At 54.5% G+C, this 16,380-nt stretch carries 16 protein-coding genes; 9 read left to right on the top strand and 7 right to left on the bottom strand.

Annotation, left to right across the window (positions count from 1 at the left end; all coding sequences use genetic code 11):
- The first annotated feature begins 39 nt into the window (after positions 1-39).
- The 5 genes from galE to gpmA all read left to right on the top strand — a co-directional run bounded on the left by galE (position 40) and on the right by gpmA (position 5,343).
- The gene (gene galE, locus ACOI7D_RS04780; protein WP_023288886.1) at positions 40-1,056 is read left to right on the top strand and encodes a UDP-glucose 4-epimerase GalE; all 1,017 of its coding nucleotides are present in this window, start codon (positions 40-42) and stop codon (positions 1,054-1,056) included.
- A 9-nt stretch (positions 1,057-1,065) separates the two neighbouring features.
- Positions 1,066-2,112 carry a galactose-1-phosphate uridylyltransferase gene (galT, locus tag ACOI7D_RS04785; RefSeq protein WP_101992967.1) on the top strand — a complete coding sequence of 349 codons (1,047 nt, stop codon included), beginning with the start codon at positions 1,066-1,068 and terminating at the stop codon, positions 2,110-2,112.
- A 2-nt stretch (positions 2,113-2,114) separates the two neighbouring features.
- Entirely contained in the window at positions 2,115-3,263 is a 1,149-nt protein-coding gene (gene galK, locus ACOI7D_RS04790) for a galactokinase (RefSeq protein WP_032455171.1), read from the top strand.
- Positions 3,257-4,300: a galactose-1-epimerase gene (gene galM, locus ACOI7D_RS04795; RefSeq protein WP_049013646.1), complete on the top strand. Its 1,044-nt coding sequence runs from the start codon at positions 3,257-3,259 to the stop codon at positions 4,298-4,300. The genes galK and galM overlap by 7 nt, the downstream gene beginning before the upstream one ends.
- A 290-nt stretch (positions 4,301-4,590) precedes the next feature.
- On the top strand, positions 4,591-5,343 hold the full coding sequence (gene gpmA / locus ACOI7D_RS04800; RefSeq protein ID WP_002895089.1) for a 2,3-diphosphoglycerate-dependent phosphoglycerate mutase: 753 nt from the start codon (positions 4,591-4,593) through the stop codon (positions 5,341-5,343).
- Between the two features lie 36 nt (positions 5,344-5,379).
- Here gpmA and ACOI7D_RS04805 read toward each other — a convergent pair whose 3' ends face one another.
- The 5 genes from ACOI7D_RS04805 to ACOI7D_RS04825 are packed head-to-tail and all read right to left on the bottom strand — an operon-like array spanning position 5,380 to position 10,819.
- The gene (locus ACOI7D_RS04805) at positions 5,380-6,090 is read right to left on the bottom strand and encodes a hypothetical protein (RefSeq protein ID WP_022065668.1); all 711 of its coding nucleotides are present in this window, start codon (positions 6,088-6,090) and stop codon (positions 5,380-5,382) included.
- Between the two features lie 59 nt (positions 6,091-6,149).
- The gene (locus ACOI7D_RS04810; RefSeq protein ID WP_109546521.1) at positions 6,150-7,451 is read right to left on the bottom strand and encodes an oxalacetate decarboxylase subunit beta; all 1,302 of its coding nucleotides are present in this window, start codon (positions 7,449-7,451) and stop codon (positions 6,150-6,152) included.
- A gap of 15 nt (positions 7,452-7,466) precedes the next feature.
- The gene (gene oadA / locus ACOI7D_RS04815; RefSeq protein ID WP_109546522.1) at positions 7,467-9,236 is read right to left on the bottom strand and encodes a sodium-extruding oxaloacetate decarboxylase subunit alpha; all 1,770 of its coding nucleotides are present in this window, start codon (positions 9,234-9,236) and stop codon (positions 7,467-7,469) included.
- Between the two features lie 15 nt (positions 9,237-9,251).
- Positions 9,252-9,500 carry an oxaloacetate decarboxylase subunit gamma gene (locus ACOI7D_RS04820; protein ID WP_021441439.1) on the bottom strand — a complete coding sequence of 83 codons (249 nt, stop codon included), beginning with the start codon at positions 9,498-9,500 and terminating at the stop codon, positions 9,252-9,254.
- Between the two features lie 50 nt (positions 9,501-9,550).
- Positions 9,551-10,819: an SLC13 family permease gene (locus ACOI7D_RS04825; protein WP_009483845.1), complete on the bottom strand. Its 1,269-nt coding sequence runs from the start codon at positions 10,817-10,819 to the stop codon at positions 9,551-9,553.
- 221 nt (positions 10,820-11,040) lie between these two features.
- On the opposite strand from ACOI7D_RS04825, the gene ACOI7D_RS04830 reads away from it, so the two are divergent.
- Entirely contained in the window at positions 11,041-12,024 is a 984-nt protein-coding gene (locus ACOI7D_RS04830; protein ID WP_109546523.1) for a LysR family transcriptional regulator, read from the top strand.
- A 5-nt stretch (positions 12,025-12,029) separates the two neighbouring features.
- Here ACOI7D_RS04830 and ACOI7D_RS04835 read toward each other — a convergent pair whose 3' ends face one another.
- Positions 12,030-12,914: a LysR family transcriptional regulator gene (locus tag ACOI7D_RS04835; protein WP_009483847.1), complete on the bottom strand. Its 885-nt coding sequence runs from the start codon at positions 12,912-12,914 to the stop codon at positions 12,030-12,032.
- Positions 12,915-13,037: 123 nt separating this feature from the next.
- Between ACOI7D_RS04835 and ACOI7D_RS04840 the strand changes: the two genes are divergently transcribed.
- Positions 13,038-13,883 carry a fumarate hydratase gene (locus ACOI7D_RS04840; protein WP_009483848.1) on the top strand — a complete coding sequence of 282 codons (846 nt, stop codon included), beginning with the start codon at positions 13,038-13,040 and terminating at the stop codon, positions 13,881-13,883.
- 17 nt (positions 13,884-13,900) lie between these two features.
- Positions 13,901-14,443, top strand: coding sequence for a FumA C-terminus/TtdB family hydratase beta subunit (locus ACOI7D_RS04845; protein ID WP_009483849.1), 543 nt, complete (start codon positions 13,901-13,903; stop codon positions 14,441-14,443).
- A 139-nt stretch (positions 14,444-14,582) separates the two neighbouring features.
- On the opposite strand, the gene aroG is transcribed toward ACOI7D_RS04845, so the two are convergent.
- The gene (aroG, locus tag ACOI7D_RS04850; protein ID WP_048294397.1) at positions 14,583-15,635 is read right to left on the bottom strand and encodes a 3-deoxy-7-phosphoheptulonate synthase AroG; all 1,053 of its coding nucleotides are present in this window, start codon (positions 15,633-15,635) and stop codon (positions 14,583-14,585) included.
- A gap of 315 nt (positions 15,636-15,950) precedes the next feature.
- Here aroG and ACOI7D_RS04855 point away from each other — a divergent pair, with 315 nt between their 5' ends.
- Positions 15,951-16,364 (top strand): YbgS-like family protein, encoded by a 414-nt coding sequence (locus ACOI7D_RS04855; RefSeq protein ID WP_214184187.1) that lies wholly within the window; start codon positions 15,951-15,953, stop codon positions 16,362-16,364.
- Positions 16,365-16,380 lie beyond the last annotated feature (16 nt).

Here is a 16,380-nt window from a genome sequence, read left to right on the forward strand (position 1 = left end):
CTATCTTCCTCATACACGATAAGCCGAATGGAGCGAATCATGAAAGTTCTGGTTACAGGTGGTAGCGGTTACATTGGAAGTCATACCTGCGTTCAACTGCTGCTGCAGGGGCATGAGGTGGTGATCCTCGACAATCTCTGCAACAGCAAGCGCAGCGTACTGCCGGTGATTGAGCGTCTCGGCGGCAAAGAAGCCACCTTTATTGAAGGCGATATTCGTAACGAAGCGCTGATGACCGAGATCCTCCACGATCACGCCATTGAAGCGGTGATCCACTTCGCCGGGCTGAAAGCCGTCGGGGAGTCCGTCGCCAAGCCGCTGGAATATTACGATAATAACGTCACCGGCACACTGAAATTAGTCTCCGCCATGCGCGCCGCGGGCGTGAAGAACTTCATCTTTAGCTCCTCCGCCACCGTCTACGGCGACCAGCCGAAAATCCCGTATGTCGAAAGCTTCCCGACCGGCACCCCGCAAAGCCCCTACGGTAAAAGCAAACTGATGGTGGAGCAAATCCTGACCGACCTGCAAAAAGCGCAGCCGGAGTGGAGCATTGCGCTGCTGCGCTACTTCAACCCGGTCGGCGCCCACCCGTCGGGTGACATGGGCGAAGACCCGCAGGGGATCCCGAATAACCTGATGCCGTATATCGCCCAGGTCGCCGTTGGCCGTCGCGAATCGCTGGCCGTGTTTGGTAACGACTACCCGACCGAAGATGGCACCGGCGTGCGCGATTATATCCACGTGATGGACCTTGCCGACGGCCACGTCGCGGCCATGGAAAAACTGGCTGACAAAGCCGGGGTCCATATCTACAACCTTGGCGCCGGCGTCGGCAGCAGCGTGCTCGACGTGGTCAATGCTTTCAGCAAGGCCTGCGGCAAACCGATTAACTACCATTTCGCGCCGCGCCGCGATGGCGACCTCCCGGCCTACTGGGCGGATGCCGCCAAGGCCGACCGCGAGCTGAACTGGCGCGTGACGCGCAACCTGGACGAAATGGCGCAGGACACCTGGAACTGGCAGTCCCGCCATCCGCAGGGTTATCCAGACTAAGGAACCTTCATGAGCGTATTTAACCCCGTTGACCATCCGCATCGTCGTTATAACCCGTTAACCGGGCAGTGGATTCTGGTTTCTCCGCATCGCGCCAAGCGCCCCTGGCAGGGAGCGCAGGAGACGCCGGCAAAACAGACCTTGCCGGCCCACGATCCGGACTGTTTCCTGTGCCCGGGCAACACCCGGGTCACCGGCGACACGAATCCGAATTACACCGGCACCTACGTGTTTACCAACGACTTTGCGGCCCTGATGACCGACACCCCGGATGCCCCGGAGAGTGACGATCCGCTGATGCGCTGCCAAAGCGCGCGCGGCACCAGTCGGGTGATCTGCTTCTCACCAGACCACAGCAAAACGCTGCCGGAACTGAGCATTGAAGCGCTGGAAGGCGTGGTTAAAGCGTGGCAGGAACAGACCGCGGACCTCGGGAAAAGCTACCCGTGGGTGCAGGTCTTTGAAAACAAAGGAGCAGCGATGGGCTGCTCCAACCCACACCCGCACGGTCAGGTATGGGCCAACAGCTTCCTGCCTAATGAAGCGGAACGGGAAGACCGTCTGCAGAAAGCGTATTACGCCAGCCAGGGCCAGCCGATGCTGCTGGACTATGCCCGGCGCGAACTGGCCGACGGCAGCCGCACGGTGGTCGACACCGATCACTGGCTGGCGGTCGTGCCCTACTGGGCCGCGTGGCCGTTCGAAACGCTGCTGCTGCCGAAAGCGCCCGTGCAGCGTATTACCGATTTAACCGACGCCCAGCGCAGCGATCTGGCGCTGGCGTTGAAAAAGCTGACCAGCCGTTACGACAACCTGTTCCAGTGCTCATTCCCCTACTCCATGGGCTGGCACGGCGCGCCGTTTAACGATGAAGACCATAACCACTGGCAGCTTCACGCCCACTTTTATCCGCCGCTGCTGCGCTCCGCGACGGTCCGCAAGTTTATGGTTGGCTACGAAATGCTGGCCGAAACGCAGCGCGATCTCACCGCCGAGCAAGCTGCCGAACGACTGCGCGCCGTCAGCGACGTCCATTTTCGTGAATCCGGAGTGTAATGATGAGTCTGAAAGAGAAAACCCAAACCCTGTTTGCTGAGGCCTTCGGCTACCCGGCCAGCCATGTCATTCAGGCGCCAGGCCGCGTCAACCTGATCGGCGAGCATACCGATTACAACGACGGCTTTGTGCTGCCCTGCGCCATCGACTACCAGACGGTGATCAGCTGTGCGCCGCGCGACGATCGTACCGTGCGGGTGATTGCCGCCGATTACGACAATCAGACCGACGAATTCTCTCTCGACGCGCCGATTCTCAGCCACGACACCCAGCAGTGGTCGAACTATGTCCGCGGCGTGGTGAAGCATCTGCAACAGCGGAACAGCCACTTCGGCGGCGCGGATCTGGTGATCAGCGGCAATGTGCCGCAGGGCGCGGGCTTAAGCTCCTCAGCCTCGCTGGAGGTTGCCGTCGGCACCGTGTTCCAGCAGCTCTACCATCTGCCGCTGGACGGCGCGCAAATCGCCCTCAACGGCCAGGAGGCGGAAAATCAGTTCGTCGGCTGCAACTGCGGGATCATGGATCAGCTGATTTCGGCGCTGGGCAAAAAAGACCATGCGCTGCTGATCGACTGCCGCTCGCTGGGCACCAAAGCCGTCTCGATGCCGAAAGGCGTGGCGGTGGTGATCATCAACAGCAACTTTAAGCGCACCCTCGTCGGCAGCGAGTACAACACCCGTCGTGAACAGTGCGAGACCGGCGCGCGCTTCTTCCAGCAGCCCGCTCTGCGTGATGTCACCCTTGAGCAATTCAACGCTGTCGCCCATGAGCTGGATCCGGTGGTGGCGAAGCGGGTACGTCATGTGCTGACGGAGAATGCCCGCACCGTGGAAGCCGCCAGCGCCCTTGAAAAAGGCGACCTGAAGCGGATGGGCGAGCTGATGGCCGAATCCCACGCCTCGATGCGCGATGATTTCGAGATCACCGTCCCGCAAATCGACACCCTGGTGGAGATCGTCAAGGCGACAATCGGCGATAAGGGCGGCGTGCGCATGACCGGCGGCGGTTTTGGCGGCTGTGTGGTAGCGCTGGTCCCGGAAGATCTGGTCGATACCGTTCAGCAGGCCGTTGCCAACGAGTATGAAGCGAAAACCGGAATTAAAGAGACGTTTTATGTCTGCAAACCGTCACAGGGGGCTGGTCAATGGTAACGCAAACTACCGCGCTGGCGCCGGACGGCCAGCCATGGCAGCAGGTAACCCTGCGCAATAAGGCGGGGATGACCGTCACCGTGGCGGACTGGGGCGCGACGCTGCTCAGCGCCGAGGTGCCGCTGGCCGATGGCAGCGTGCGCCATCCGCTGCTGGGCTGCGCAAAGCTGGAAGACTATGCCCGCCAGGCCGCGTTTCTTGGCGCCTCGGTAGGCCGCTACGCCAACCGTATCGGCAATAGCCGCTTCCCGCTTGACGGCCAGCTCGTCACCGTCACGCCGTCAAACGACGCGGGCCACCAGCTTCACGGCGGCCCGGAAGGTTTTGATAAACGCCGCTGGCGCATCGTCCGCGCTGACGAGCAGGAAGCGCTGTTCGCCCTGACCTCGCCCGATGGCGATCAAGGCTTTCCGGGCACTCTGCAGGCCACCGCGCACTATCGTCTGACCGACGATAACCGCATCGCGATTACCTATCGCGCCACCGTGGACCAACCCTGCCCGGTGAACATGACCAATCACGTCTATTTCAACCTCGACGGTGACCAGGGCGACGTGCGCCAGCACCAGCTGCAGATCCTCGCCCATCGCTATTTGCCGGTGGAAAGCGATGGTATCCCGGGCGGCGGACTCAAAGACGTCGCCGGCACCAGCTTTGATTTCCGCCAGCCGAAAACCATCGCCGCCGACTTCCTCGCGGATGCCGATCAGCAAAAGGTAAAGGGTTACGACCATGCCTTCCTGCTGGACGCCAGAGGCGACGCCAGTCAACCTGCGGCGCAGGTCTGGTCGCAGGACGGTAAGCTGCAGATGACGGTCTATACCTCCGCTCCGGCGCTACAGTTTTATTCCGGCAACTATCTCGGCGGCACCCCGTCGCAGACGACGGAACCCTACGCCGACTGGCAGGGGCTGGCGCTGGAGAGCGAATTCCTGCCGGATTCGCCGAATCATCCGGAATGGCCGCAGCCGGACTGTGTGTTACGTCCAGGCCAGGAGTACGTCAGCCTGACGGAATATCAGTTTATTGCCCGCTAATCGCCAGCGCCCTCCGCCGGGGGCGCTGAGTTTCGTCCCCGCCCTCTTCTCTCCTGCCTCTTTTTTCAGCAACCTGCTCTATTTTCCATCATCAAAGGACAAAAAAATAACCTGTGTTTTACAAGCACCTTACACTGAGCCACTATTTTCGCTATGGTTAGGGATAAGCATTGCCGTGAGCCAAATCACGGCAATATAATGAGAATAGTTATCAATCAATAACACATACACCAACATATTCAGCGCACCGTTCGCGGCGCGAGGGATGGCGTGTAGAGAGGAGTAAGAGAATGGCTGTAACTAAGCTGGTACTGGTTCGTCATGGCGAAAGCCAGTGGAACAACGAAAACCGCTTCACCGGTTGGTACGACGTTGATCTGTCCGAGAAAGGCGTTAGCGAAGCGAAAGCAGCAGGTAAACTGCTGAAGGCTGAAGGCTTCAGCTTTGATTTTGCTTATACCTCCGTGCTGAAACGTGCCATCCACACCCTGTGGAACGTGCTGGACGAACTGGATCAGGCCTGGCTGCCGGTTGAGAAATCCTGGAAGCTGAACGAGCGTCATTACGGCGCGCTGCAGGGCCTGAACAAAGCGGAAACTGCTGAGAAATACGGTGACGAGCAGGTTAAACAGTGGCGTCGCGGCTTCGCCGTTACTCCGCCGGAGCTGACCAAAGACGACGAGCGCTACCCGGGCCACGATCCGCGCTATGCAAAACTGACCGACGCGGAACTGCCGACCACTGAAAGCCTGGCGCTGACCATCGACCGCGTCGTGCCTTACTGGAACGAAACCATTCTGCCGCGCCTGAAAAGCGGTGAGCGCGTGATCATCGCCGCTCACGGTAACTCCCTGCGCGCGCTGGTGAAATACCTCGACAACATGGGCGAAGACGAGATCCTCGAACTGAACATCCCGACCGGCGTACCGCTGGTGTATGAGTTCGATGAAAACTTCAAGCCGATCAAACATTACTATCTGGGCAACGCGGAAGAGATCGCGGCGAAAGCGGCTGCCGTCGCCAACCAGGGTAAAGCGAAGTAATTTTTTACGATAGCGCTCCCCTTCCGGGGAGCCTCGTTAATCGCTAAATACCGGACCGGCCGGGAATCTGACCAGAAACCCGGTCACCGCCAGCAGCGATCTCAGCCCGGGCCAGACTATCTGTCGCTCACGAAGCTCATCATCCAGCGTCAGTAGCGCAAATTCCCCCTTCTCACCCAGCACGCCACCCTGCCAGAGCAGGCGCTGCGCCTGCTGCCGCGCCCAGGGCGACTCGCTCTTCCAGGCCAGCAAATGCAGCATCGCCTGCTGCAGACAGACGCTGTGCGAATGGTTATCCCGCCGCAGCCGCCGGTAGACGGGCAGGGACACGCTGCGCACGGTATAAAATCCACTGCCCGCCTCTTCATCGCCTTCAGGAATAGCGCGGGCGAACTGCCCCGCCACATCGCACAGCCGGTTGTGCGTCAGCGGAAGTTGCCGGGCGCTGAGCGCCCCGGCCGCCATGCACAGCAGACCGCTGCGCTGCAGCGAGGGCGTCGCAGAGCGCACGACCGCCGCCGGTAAGGCGATCACCGCCCGTGTCGCCTCGTCAGCGTTATGGTCAGCGCCGGCCTCATAACAGCTGGCCAGCAGCGCTTCACCAGGCGTGGCGTTCAGCGGGGGCGAAAGCAGGTTCAGTGCCGGCTGCAGTTGTGCAAGTTCATCGCCTGACGCCAGCATGGCGTCAACCACCGCCTCCCGTGTTGATGTCCGGTTTTCCGGACAGCATGCTATGGCTTCATTCATCACCGTCTCCTTATGAGAAATCTCCGCGGCCGGTATGCCAGCCGCGGGAACAGGCTGGCCTACATCGCCAGCACGTACTTGAGCATCACCCCGGCGGCGATCGCCGAGCCGATCACCCCCGCCACGTTCGGGCCCATGGCGTGCATCAGCAGGAAGTTCTGCCCGTCCGCTTCCAGACCCACCTTGTTCGACACCCGCGCCGCCATCGGCACCGCCGACACCCCCGCCGAGCCGATCAGCGGGTTGATTTTGTGCCGGCTGAACACGTTCATCAGCTTCGCCATCAGCACCCCGGCCGCGGTGCCCACGCAGAAGGCGATCACCCCCAGCACCAGGATCCCCAGCGTCTGCGGCTGCAGGAACTTGTCCGCCACCAGCTTGGCCCCCACCGACAGCCCGAGGAAGATGGTCACGATGTTGATCAGCGCGTTCTGCACCGTATCGCTCAGCCGCTCCACCACGCCGCTCTCGCGCATCAGGTTGCCGAAGCAGAACATCCCCAGCAGCGGCGCGGCGTCCGGCAGCAGGAGCGCCACCAGCAGCAACAGCACCGCCGGGAACAGGATCTTCTCCCGCTTACTTACCGTGCGCAGCTGCACCATGCGAATTTTCCGCTCCTTATCCGTGGTCAGCGCCTTCATGATCGGCGGCTGGATCAGCGGCACCAGCGCCATATAGGAGTAGGCCGCCACCGCGATGGCCCCCAGCAGCTCCGGCGCCAGCTTGCCCGACAGGTAAATCGCCGTCGGGCCGTCGGCGCCGCCGATAATCCCGATGGCCGCCGCCTGCGGCAGGGTGAAGCTGATGATGCCGAAGTAGTTCAGCGTCAGCGCCCCGAGCACGGTGGCGAAGATCCCGAACTGCGCCGCCGCCCCCAGCAGCAGGGTGCGCGGGTTGGCCAGCAGCGGGCCGAAATCGGTCATTGCCCCGACGCCCATAAAAATCACCAGCGGCGCAATGCCTGAGCCAATCGCCACCTTATAGAAGATGGCCAGCACCCCGGCGGAGTAGCCCATGTCCACCGCCAGCGTCTCCATCTGCCCCTGCACCGACGGCAGGGCCAGCGCCAGCGCCTCCTTAATGGCGTGGACGTCCGGCGCGCAGTGGAGCTTCGCGGCAATCACCGCCAGCTGCGCCGGGTCGTGGTGGGCCAGCAGGCTCTCCAGGGCGGTGAGCGCCAGCCCGGCCTCCGGGATATTGGAGAGCAGGCCGCCGAAGCCAATCGGCAGCAGCAGCAGCGGCTCGAACTTCTTCGCAATCGCCAGCCAGAGCAGCAGCAGGCTGACCAGCAGCATCACCGCCTGGCCGAACCCCAGGTGCATCAGCCCCATCCCCTGAATCAGGGCGTTCAGACTTTCCATTTCCGCTCCTCGTCGTTACGCCAGCTGCAGCAGGGTGTCGCCGACCGCCACCGCATCGCCGGCTTTCACCGCGATACCGCGGACGGTCCCGGCCTGCGCGGCGCGGATTTCGGTCTCCATCTTCATGGCTTCCAGAATCAGCAGCACCTCGCCTTCGGCCACGCTCTGACCCTCGCCGGCAATCACTTTCCAGATAGTGCCCGCCAGTGGCGCGGTGACCGGGGTGCCGGCGCCGGCCGGGGCGGCGGCAGGAACCGGTGCGGAAGACGGGGTGGCCGCCGTCAGCTGGCTGACGTCGCCGCCGTCGCTGACCTTCACCACAAAGGCTTTGCCTTCCACTTCCACGGTGTAGACGCCGGAGGCGGCAGGCTGCCCGACTTTTGCCACCGGCTGCGCGGCTTCCAGCTGCGGCACCGGTTCAAAGGCCGCCGGGTTATGGCGGTTTTCGAGGAACTTCAGGCCGGGCTGCGGGAACAGGGCCACGGTGAGCACATCGTCGATGGCGTTCTCCGCCAGCTGAATATTCTTCTCCCGCGCCTGGCGCTTCACATCGGCTTCCAGCTGCGCCAGCTCCGGCTTCAGCAGGTCCGCCGGGCGGCAGGTCACCGGGTCGGCGCCCTCAAGCACCCGCGCCTGCAGGGCGGCGTTCACCGGCGCCGGGGTGCGGCCGTACTCGCCCTTCAGGATACCGGCGGTCTCCTTCGCAATGGTTTTGTAGCGCTCGCCGGTCAGGACGTTGAGCACCGCCTGGGTGCCGACAATCTGCGAGGTCGGGGTCACCAGCGGGATGAAGCCGAGGTCCTCGCGCACGCGGGGGATTTCCGCCAGCACTTCATCCAGACGGTGGGCGGCATTTTGCTGCTTCAGCTGACTTTCGAGGTTGGTGAGCATCCCGCCCGGGACCTGGGCGACGAGGATACGGCTGTCGGTGCCCTTCAGCTGGCCTTCGAAGGCGTGGTACTTCTTACGCACCTCGCGGAAGTACGCGGCGATGCTCTCCAGCTTGTGGATATCCAGCCCGGTGTCATATTGCGTGCCGGCGAGGGTGGCGACCAGCGCCTCGGTGGCCGGGTGGCCGTAGGTGGCGCTCATCGAGGAAATGGCGGTATCGACGCCGTCGACGCCGGCTTCAATGGCCTTCAGCAGGGCCATCTCCGCCATGCCGGTGGTGGCGTGGCAGTGCAGGTGCAGGGTGACGGCAAAGCGTTTTTTGATTTCGCTGACCAGCTCAAAGGCGGCGCCGGGGGTGAGAATGCCGGACATGTCTTTAATCGCGATGGAGTCAACGCCGGTCTCCAGCAGCTGTTCGGTGAGGTCGAGCCAGGTCTGCAGGGTGTGCGCCGGGCTGGTGGTGTACGAAAGCGTACCCTGGGCGTGGGCGCCGTGGCGGCGGACCGCCTGCAGGGCGGCCTGCATGTTGCGCGGGTCGTTCATGGCGTCGAAGACGCGGAAGACGTCCATGCCGTTTTTGACGGCGCGCTCCACGAAGCGCTCCACCACGTCATCGGCGTAGTGGCGGTAGCCGAGCAGGTTCTGGCCGCGGAGCAGCATCTGCAGCGGGGTCTTCGGCATCGCCTTTTTCAGCTCACGCAGGCGGACCCACGGGTCCTCGCCGAGGAAGCGGATGCAGGCGTCAAAGGTGGCGCCGCCCCAGCACTCGAGGGAGCGGTAGCCGACCTCGTCGAGCTGAGCGGCGACGGGGAGCATATCGTCGAGACGCAGACGGGTGGCGAACAGGGACTGGTGGGCGTCGCGCAGGACGACATCGGTAATGGCAACGGTCATAAATTCCTCCGTGAATTAAGGGTGAAGACGGCGATGGTGGTGAATGGCGGCGACAATCGCTGGCTTTAAGCGGGCGAAGTCGTCGGCGGGCGCGACGGCGGCCGGGGCCGGTTTGGGGGCGGCAGGCGGCTCGGGAAACAGGCGGTTGACAGCGAGGGACATTCCCCGGATGGCGAAAATGAGCAGCAGCAGGAACACCAGCACAAAGCCCATGCCGAGAAACATCAGGGTGAAGCCTTCGCCTAACAGAGTAGAGCTATGCAAAATTAAGCCTCAATTAGTAAGAAAAATATTATTAATAAATCGCTTTACGCTTAATAGAACGGATAAAAAACAGGTAACAAAATCATGCTAACGATAAAACAGACGAAACTTATCGCTAAGCCTGGCTTTAAAAAATCCTTAAACTTCACATTACCAGGACCGATAATCATCGAATTGGCTGGAATGGCCATGGGTGTACACACTGCTACGCTACTGGCAATAAAAATGGCAATAACGACAGCCCGTGGATCAGCACCGATAGATTGTGCAATTGTCCATCCAACAGGACATAACAACGTACAAGCAGCAGTATTACTCATCACCTGAGTGAGAGCCCAGGTCAGTATCCATAGTGAAGCCATGATGACTATGACGCCAGAGTTCCCTGTTACAGAAATTACCGCTCTTGCTATCATCTCACCTGCTCCAGTTGAATTTAAAGCGGCACCAAGTGGCATCATGAATGCAAGCATAAAAACAGTTAATGTCTCAAAGGAATTAAACGTTTCTTTTTGATTTAATACACCGGTCAATACCAAAACGATAGCGGCGCAGCAAGCAATGATATGAATGGGTGGAAGAAATTTAACATAGTCTGTTGCAACCATTCCCAAAATTGCTAATACGAAAACAATCAAGGTTAAAAGCTTGTGCCACTCAGGGATGTGGCTATAATCCATTTGTACATCAGATTGCTCATGCCCATCACGATCCGGAATTAACCTGGAACCAAAGAAGAAAAGTAACAATGCACACGCTATCATCAATGGGATGCCAATTTTGGCATACTCAAAAAATGGTACCGATAAGTTCCCTTTACTAAAAGTTTCAATTGTATTTTTAGCAATCAGGTTTCCAGGCGAACCGATAATTGATATATCTGCACCAATTGTCGCGCCAAACACCAAGGGCATGAGTAGTTTAATGGGTTTGATTTGACTAGTCCCGGCGATACCTAAAACAATGGGAATAAGCACAGCAACAGTGCCACTATTAGAAACAAATGCCGACATAACGCCACTAATCATAAAAATTAAAACGCTAAGGCTTCTCTCCGTCTTTGCATACTTCAATAAAATTTTACTGGATTGCCATGCTAGCCCTGTTTTGAAAAAGGCCGCGCCCAACACGCACATGGCAATGATAAGGATAACATTTTCATTAACAATTGACGCAAAGATATCTTTGACACCAATAACCCCAAAAAAATACAATGCCATCGGGACCATAAAAGCCACCAATCCCATAGGCAAGCGATCGCTAATAAAGATTATTATTGCAACAACCAAAATCAACAAAGTGATAATAGCTGGTGACATATACACATCCTTATAAAAATGGGTGAAATAACAACCATAGGCCAATAACGCAAGTTCTATCGTTAACTTGCCAAAGCATTAATGAATCCATTAGCTTTGTTGCCATGGCAGGCTCAATAAACTTTTAAAACTATTATCAACAACACTATTCAGACAAATAAACACATGGCATTAACATATTTTTATTATCCTTTTCCAAAATTCCCTCTTGAAAACGTTGTGTGTATAATGCTACTTGTAGAATTAAAACTCATCCAATGCAAATAAGGTTGTGGCTTATGCAATATCGGCATCACCTGGAACTAACATGGCTTGAAGACTGCGTAGCACTGAAAGGAACATTGAATTTTTCAAAAGCATCTGCGGCAAGATATGTGACGCAACCCGCATTTAGCCGTAGAATACAGTCTCTGGAAGAATGGGTTGGCACACCACTCTTTGAAAGGAGTAAAAGAGGTGTATCGCTGACCAAAGCTGGCGAGGTTTTTATTGAAAAATTACCAGAACTAATACACGACTTATATTCATTAAAAAACAATGCGCTGGATGCAGCTGGCAATAAGCAACCACATTTGGTTTTCTCAGCAACCCATGCATTATCCTTTTCATTTGTTCCAAGCATGTTAAAACAAAGTGAAAAAATAGCTAAGTTTGGCTCATGTCGTCTGCTCTCTGATTCGTTGAACTCATGCGAAAAAATGATGCGTCAGGGCGATGCCCAATTTCTGCTATGTCACTACCACCCTCATATGCACCTCAATCTAAATGAAAGCCATTTTATGAGCATCCGCTTAGGAATGGATATACTCATCCCTTTTAGTAAACCAAATAGTATGACAATGAAGCCGTTATGGTGTATTGAGAATAGGTCCAATTTTCCCTATCTTTCTTTTTCATCACAATCTGGATTAGGTAGGATAATATCAAATACAACGTCAATTAACAGAATCACACATAACATGAAAATTGCATTTGTTGCCGATCTGGCGGCCACTTTGCTGGCAATGGTGAGATCGGGTGATGGTGTGGCCTGGTTGCCACAAACGCTTGCGGCACAAGATGTTGCCTCTAAAACCATTGTGGCGGCAGCAGATCAAGAAAGCAATTTATGGGTACCAATCGAAATAAGGCTTTATCGACCGGCAAAAAAAATGCCACCAGATGCTGAAGAATTATGGGAGTTATTTGTTGAGGAACAAATATAAATAAACTATTGGAAATTGTCTTTAATATACTGTTCCAGGAATGCAATTAATGCTCTTGATGCGTATGATAAATATTTATCCTTTTTCCATGCAAGGCCTATCTCGACATAGACAGGTTCTGTCATCGCTCTTGTTGTTACACCATCACATTTTAGCCCTACCGCATCGAGAATAAATGATATACCCTCATTTTTTGCCACCAAATCAATATTATTCTTTACACTATTGGAAGATAAGAAGATGTGAGTATTAACCCCCCTCTTTTCACATTCATTTAGAATAGCTTTACGATGCCATGAATCTTTTTTCATAACAATTAATGGTTCATTTTGCAAATCCTCCCAGTCGATAGTTTTCTTCTTCGCCAAAGGGTGCTTATCGGATATACATACAACATGCTGCTGAGTCATTAATGGTACAGTTACTAACTCTTCTGGTGCATCATTGATAATGACAATCGCCAAATCAATATCGCCATGAGAAAGTTTTTGATGCAACCCAAAGGTACCTTCCTCAACTAATGAAAGTTCCATTTCTGAATATAATTCGCGAAAATGTTTAAATAGTGGTGTAAACAAAAAAAGGCTAATCATAGGAGGAATCCCTAATGTTACCACTCCACTGTTTTTATTATGATAATCTTTAATTTCAGCAACACTATTCTTCAATGCAATAATGAGAGGTTTGACTTTTAATAAGAAGAATTCCCCTTCTTCCGTTAACACCAACTTATTTTTCCTTCTCTCAAACAGATTAACACCTAACTCAGACTCTAGCTTTTTTATAGCAACTGTTATATTTGGTTGCGAAACATAATGACGTTCTGCAACCTTGGTAAGGTTGCCTAATGCAGATGCGCTAATAAAATATTCCAGCTGTCTAATTTCCATGCATTCCTCTTAACTATAAATAAAATTTATTGTCAGATAAACATAACATATTTCCTTCATGGAAAAAATAATCATAACATAAAAAATGTGAACCATAAGCAAAACAAAAGTTCTGGAGGAAGCATGAGTAGAATACTGAATACAGAGGTCATCGTTCCAGTTATTGAAGAACTGGTAAAAAAAGCCTGTTATGAGCTTGATGATAATCTGATGTGTGCTTTTCGTAAAGCATATGAGAAAGAAGAGTCTAAACTTGGTAAAGAGACAATTAAAATATTAATTGATAACGGTGAGTATGCCAAAAAAGAGCAACTCGCATGTTGCCATGATACTGGCACCTGCATTGTCATCATGGAAATAGGTCAGGAAGTATGTTGGGAAGGATTTTCTCTTCAGCAGCAGGTCAATCAGGGTGTACGGCAAGGCTATGAAAAGGGTTATTTAAGAAAATCAATGGTTGCAGATCCCCTCGATCGTATCAATACTAATGATAATACTCCGGCAGTATTACATACTGAAATTGTTGAGGGTGATCGCGTGACAATTACCGTCATGCCTAAAGGCGGCGGCAGTGAAAACATGGGCACATTTAAAACATTATTGCCTGGAGATGATATTGAAGGCGTAAAAAGATTCGTTCTTGAAACCGTTCGCCATGTAGGTGGAAATCCGTGTCCTCCATATATTATTGGTATTGGAATAGGCGGTACAATGGATCATTGTGCGTGGATGGCTAAAAAAGCATTATTACGCCCTATTGGCGAATATAATGCAAAACCGCTTTATGCAAAATTAGAAGCTGAACTATTAGATGAGGTCAATAATACTGGGATTGGCCCATTAGGCATGGGGGGACGTGTTACCGCTCTTGGCGTACATATTGATTATTATCCATGCCATATTACTGCTCTGCCCGTAGCAATTAATTTCCAGTGCAATGCTAGTCGTCATGCTAGCAAAACGATTTAATAGCAGGAGGCTTGCTAATGGAATTAACATTACCTTTAACAAAAGAAATAGCTAAAACCCTTAAAGTTGGCGATATTATCTATCTCACAGGCTTTGTTTATACCTGTCGAGATGCGGCCCATAAAAAAATTGAAATCGCTTTGAAACATGGTGAAAAACCACCTGTCGATCTTAAAAACCAGATCATTTACTATGCAGGACCGTGTCCGGCAAGGCCTGGCCTACCGATTGGTTCGAATGGCCCAACCACTGCAGCTCGAATGGATCCCTTTGTAGAAATGATGTTTCAGCAAGGCGTAACCGCTTTTCTAGGAAAAGGTGACCGTGCCGATTATGTTGCAGACCTCTGCAAAAAATATGGTGGCGTCTCCTTATTGGGGATTGGTGGAGCTTCTGCCATCAATACGAAACATGTCAAATCAGTTGAAATTCTTGCCTATGGTGAACTGGGCACCGAATCCATAAAAAAAATCTATTTTGATCGCTATCGCGTAATAGTGGGAATCGATACTGAAGGAAATACACTACAGAAGCAGGAAGTGAGGAAATACGCTCGGTAACGCCCTATCGCGTCAGGTGAGCAGCACGAATTGATATCTTCAATAAACGTTGTTTGAGCCTGTGGTCAGGTAGTGTGCTTTAACATTCTGTAGCTGAAAGCACGGTACACATGACCACAGGTTTTTATAGCGCTAAGGCTTAGCCGCGGCGGGTTTTCACCGCTTCCGCCAGCTGACGCAGGATCGTTTCGGTATCCTCCCAGCCTATGCAGGCGTCGGTGACGCTCTTGCCGTAGGTCAGCGGTTCACCGCTCTCGAGGCTCTGGTTGCCTTCCACCAGATGGCTTTCAATCATCACGCCCATGATCGCCCGCTCACCGCCGGCAATCTGCTGGCATACGTCCGCGCCCACTTCCATCTGCTTCTTGAACTGCTTGCTGGAGTTGGCATGGCTGAAGTCGATCATCACCTGAGCCGGCAGGCCCGCTTTCGCCAGGCCGATCTTCACATCCGCCACGTGCTTCGCGCTGTAGTTCGGCTCTTTGCCGCCGCGCAGAATAATATGGCAGTCGCCGTTACCGCTGGTATTCACGATAGCGGAGTGGCCCCACTTAGTGACCGACAGGAAACAGTGCGGTGCGCCAGCGGCGTTAATCGCGTCGATAGCCACCTTGATGGTGCCATCGGTACCATTCTTAAAGCCCACCGGGCAGGAGAGTCCGGAGGCGAGTTCACGGTGAACCTGGGATTCGGTGGTACGCGCCCCAATGGCGCCCCAGCTCATCAGATCGGCGACATACTGCGGGGTGATCATATCGAGGAATTCCCCCGCCGCCGGCAGGCCGCTGTCGTTAATGTCCAGCAGCAGTTTGCGCGCGATGCGCAACCCGTCGTTGATGCGGAAGCTGTTATCCATATGGGGATCGTTGATAAGCCCTTTCCAGCCGACGGTGGTGCGCGGTTTCTCAAAATAGACGCGCATGACGATCTCGAGCTCGCCCTTCAGCGCCTCGCGCAGGGTCAGCAGACGGGAAGCGTACTCTTTCGCCGCCGCCGGGTCGTGAATAGAACAGGGCCCAATCACCACCAGCAGGCGGTCATCATCACCTTTGAGGATCTGGTGGATCGCTTTGCGAGCATGTGCAACGGTGTTTGCAGCATTTTCGGTAGCAGGGAATTTTTCCAGGAGCGCAACGGGAGGTAATAATTCGTTGATCTCTTTAATGCGTAAATCGTCGTTCTGATAATTCATCTTCTTTCCAGCGTTGCCATACTTATTCAATGAAATGCAATCCCTCCAATCTATCTCTTCGCTGAAATAGTGTAAACGTGATTTTACAGTAGTGATGGAATAATCCTGGAAATAGGCAAAAATACGCCATAAAGTAGCGAAACCAGACTCATGAACTACAATATTTAACTGTTAAAGCTAATTAAGTCTTACGTTTCAGGATTATATAGTGACACTGCGATCGTCTGCGGAGTCTTTAACCATAGCGAGTCAGATCCCTGGCACACTTACCGCTGGAGGCGTAGTTACCGCTTCCCGACCCAACAGGAGTATCCGATGAACATGAAAAAACTGACGACCCTTTTGCTCACCGCCACCTTAGGTCTTGCCAGCGGCGCGGCCCTGGCGGCAGATGCCGGCGCCCAGTCCAACAATGGCCAGGCCAACTCTTCCGCTGATGCCGGTCAGGTGGCGCCGGACGCCCGTGAAAACGTGGCGCCGAATAACGTCGATAATAGCCAAATCAATTCTGGCTCTGGCACTGGCACTGGCACTGGCACTGGCACTGGCACTGGCGGCACCATGCTTCATCCTGACGGCTCGACGATGAGCCAGGACAATATGTCGAGCGATGAGGTCCATAAAAACTCGATGTGTAAAGACGGCCGCTGTCCGGACACCGGTAAGAAGCTGGACAACGGCGACAGCATGAACCATGACAATAGCAAAACCGACGGCACCACCCAATAATTGATGCGGTGAGTGC

It is taken from the genome of Klebsiella sp. C360 (genome assembly GCF_048822415.1).
Lineage (GTDB): Bacteria > Pseudomonadota > Gammaproteobacteria > Enterobacterales > Enterobacteriaceae > Klebsiella > Klebsiella quasipneumoniae.

Bases quoted from the DNA above. Each gene is read 5' to 3' on its own strand.
- ACOI7D_RS04835 (WP_009483847.1), bottom strand. From the start codon at position 12,914: ATGGAAATTAGACAGCTGGAATATTTTATTAGCGCATCTGCATTAGGC.
- ACOI7D_RS04855 (WP_214184187.1), top strand. From the start codon at position 15,951: ATGAACATGAAAAAACTGACGACCCTTTTGCTCACCGCCACCTTAGGT.
- galK (WP_032455171.1), top strand. From the start codon at position 2,115: ATGAGTCTGAAAGAGAAAACCCAAACCCTGTTTGCTGAGGCCTTCGGC.
- gpmA (WP_002895089.1), top strand. From the start codon at position 4,591: ATGGCTGTAACTAAGCTGGTACTGGTTCGTCATGGCGAAAGCCAGTGG.
- ACOI7D_RS04845 (WP_009483849.1), top strand. From the start codon at position 13,901: ATGGAATTAACATTACCTTTAACAAAAGAAATAGCTAAAACCCTTAAA.
- ACOI7D_RS04840 (WP_009483848.1), top strand. From the start codon at position 13,038: ATGAGTAGAATACTGAATACAGAGGTCATCGTTCCAGTTATTGAAGAA.
- ACOI7D_RS04810 (WP_109546521.1), bottom strand. From the start codon at position 7,451: ATGGAAAGTCTGAACGCCCTGATTCAGGGGATGGGGCTGATGCACCTG.
- galT (WP_101992967.1), top strand. From the start codon at position 1,066: ATGAGCGTATTTAACCCCGTTGACCATCCGCATCGTCGTTATAACCCG.
- galM (WP_049013646.1), top strand. From the start codon at position 3,257: ATGGTAACGCAAACTACCGCGCTGGCGCCGGACGGCCAGCCATGGCAG.
- galE (WP_023288886.1), top strand. From the start codon at position 40: ATGAAAGTTCTGGTTACAGGTGGTAGCGGTTACATTGGAAGTCATACC.
- aroG (WP_048294397.1), bottom strand. From the start codon at position 15,635: ATGAATTATCAGAACGACGATTTACGCATTAAAGAGATCAACGAATTA.
- oadA (WP_109546522.1), bottom strand. From the start codon at position 9,236: ATGACCGTTGCCATTACCGATGTCGTCCTGCGCGACGCCCACCAGTCC.
- ACOI7D_RS04825 (WP_009483845.1), bottom strand. From the start codon at position 10,819: ATGTCACCAGCTATTATCACTTTGTTGATTTTGGTTGTTGCAATAATA.
- ACOI7D_RS04805 (WP_022065668.1), bottom strand. From the start codon at position 6,090: ATGAATGAAGCCATAGCATGCTGTCCGGAAAACCGGACATCAACACGG.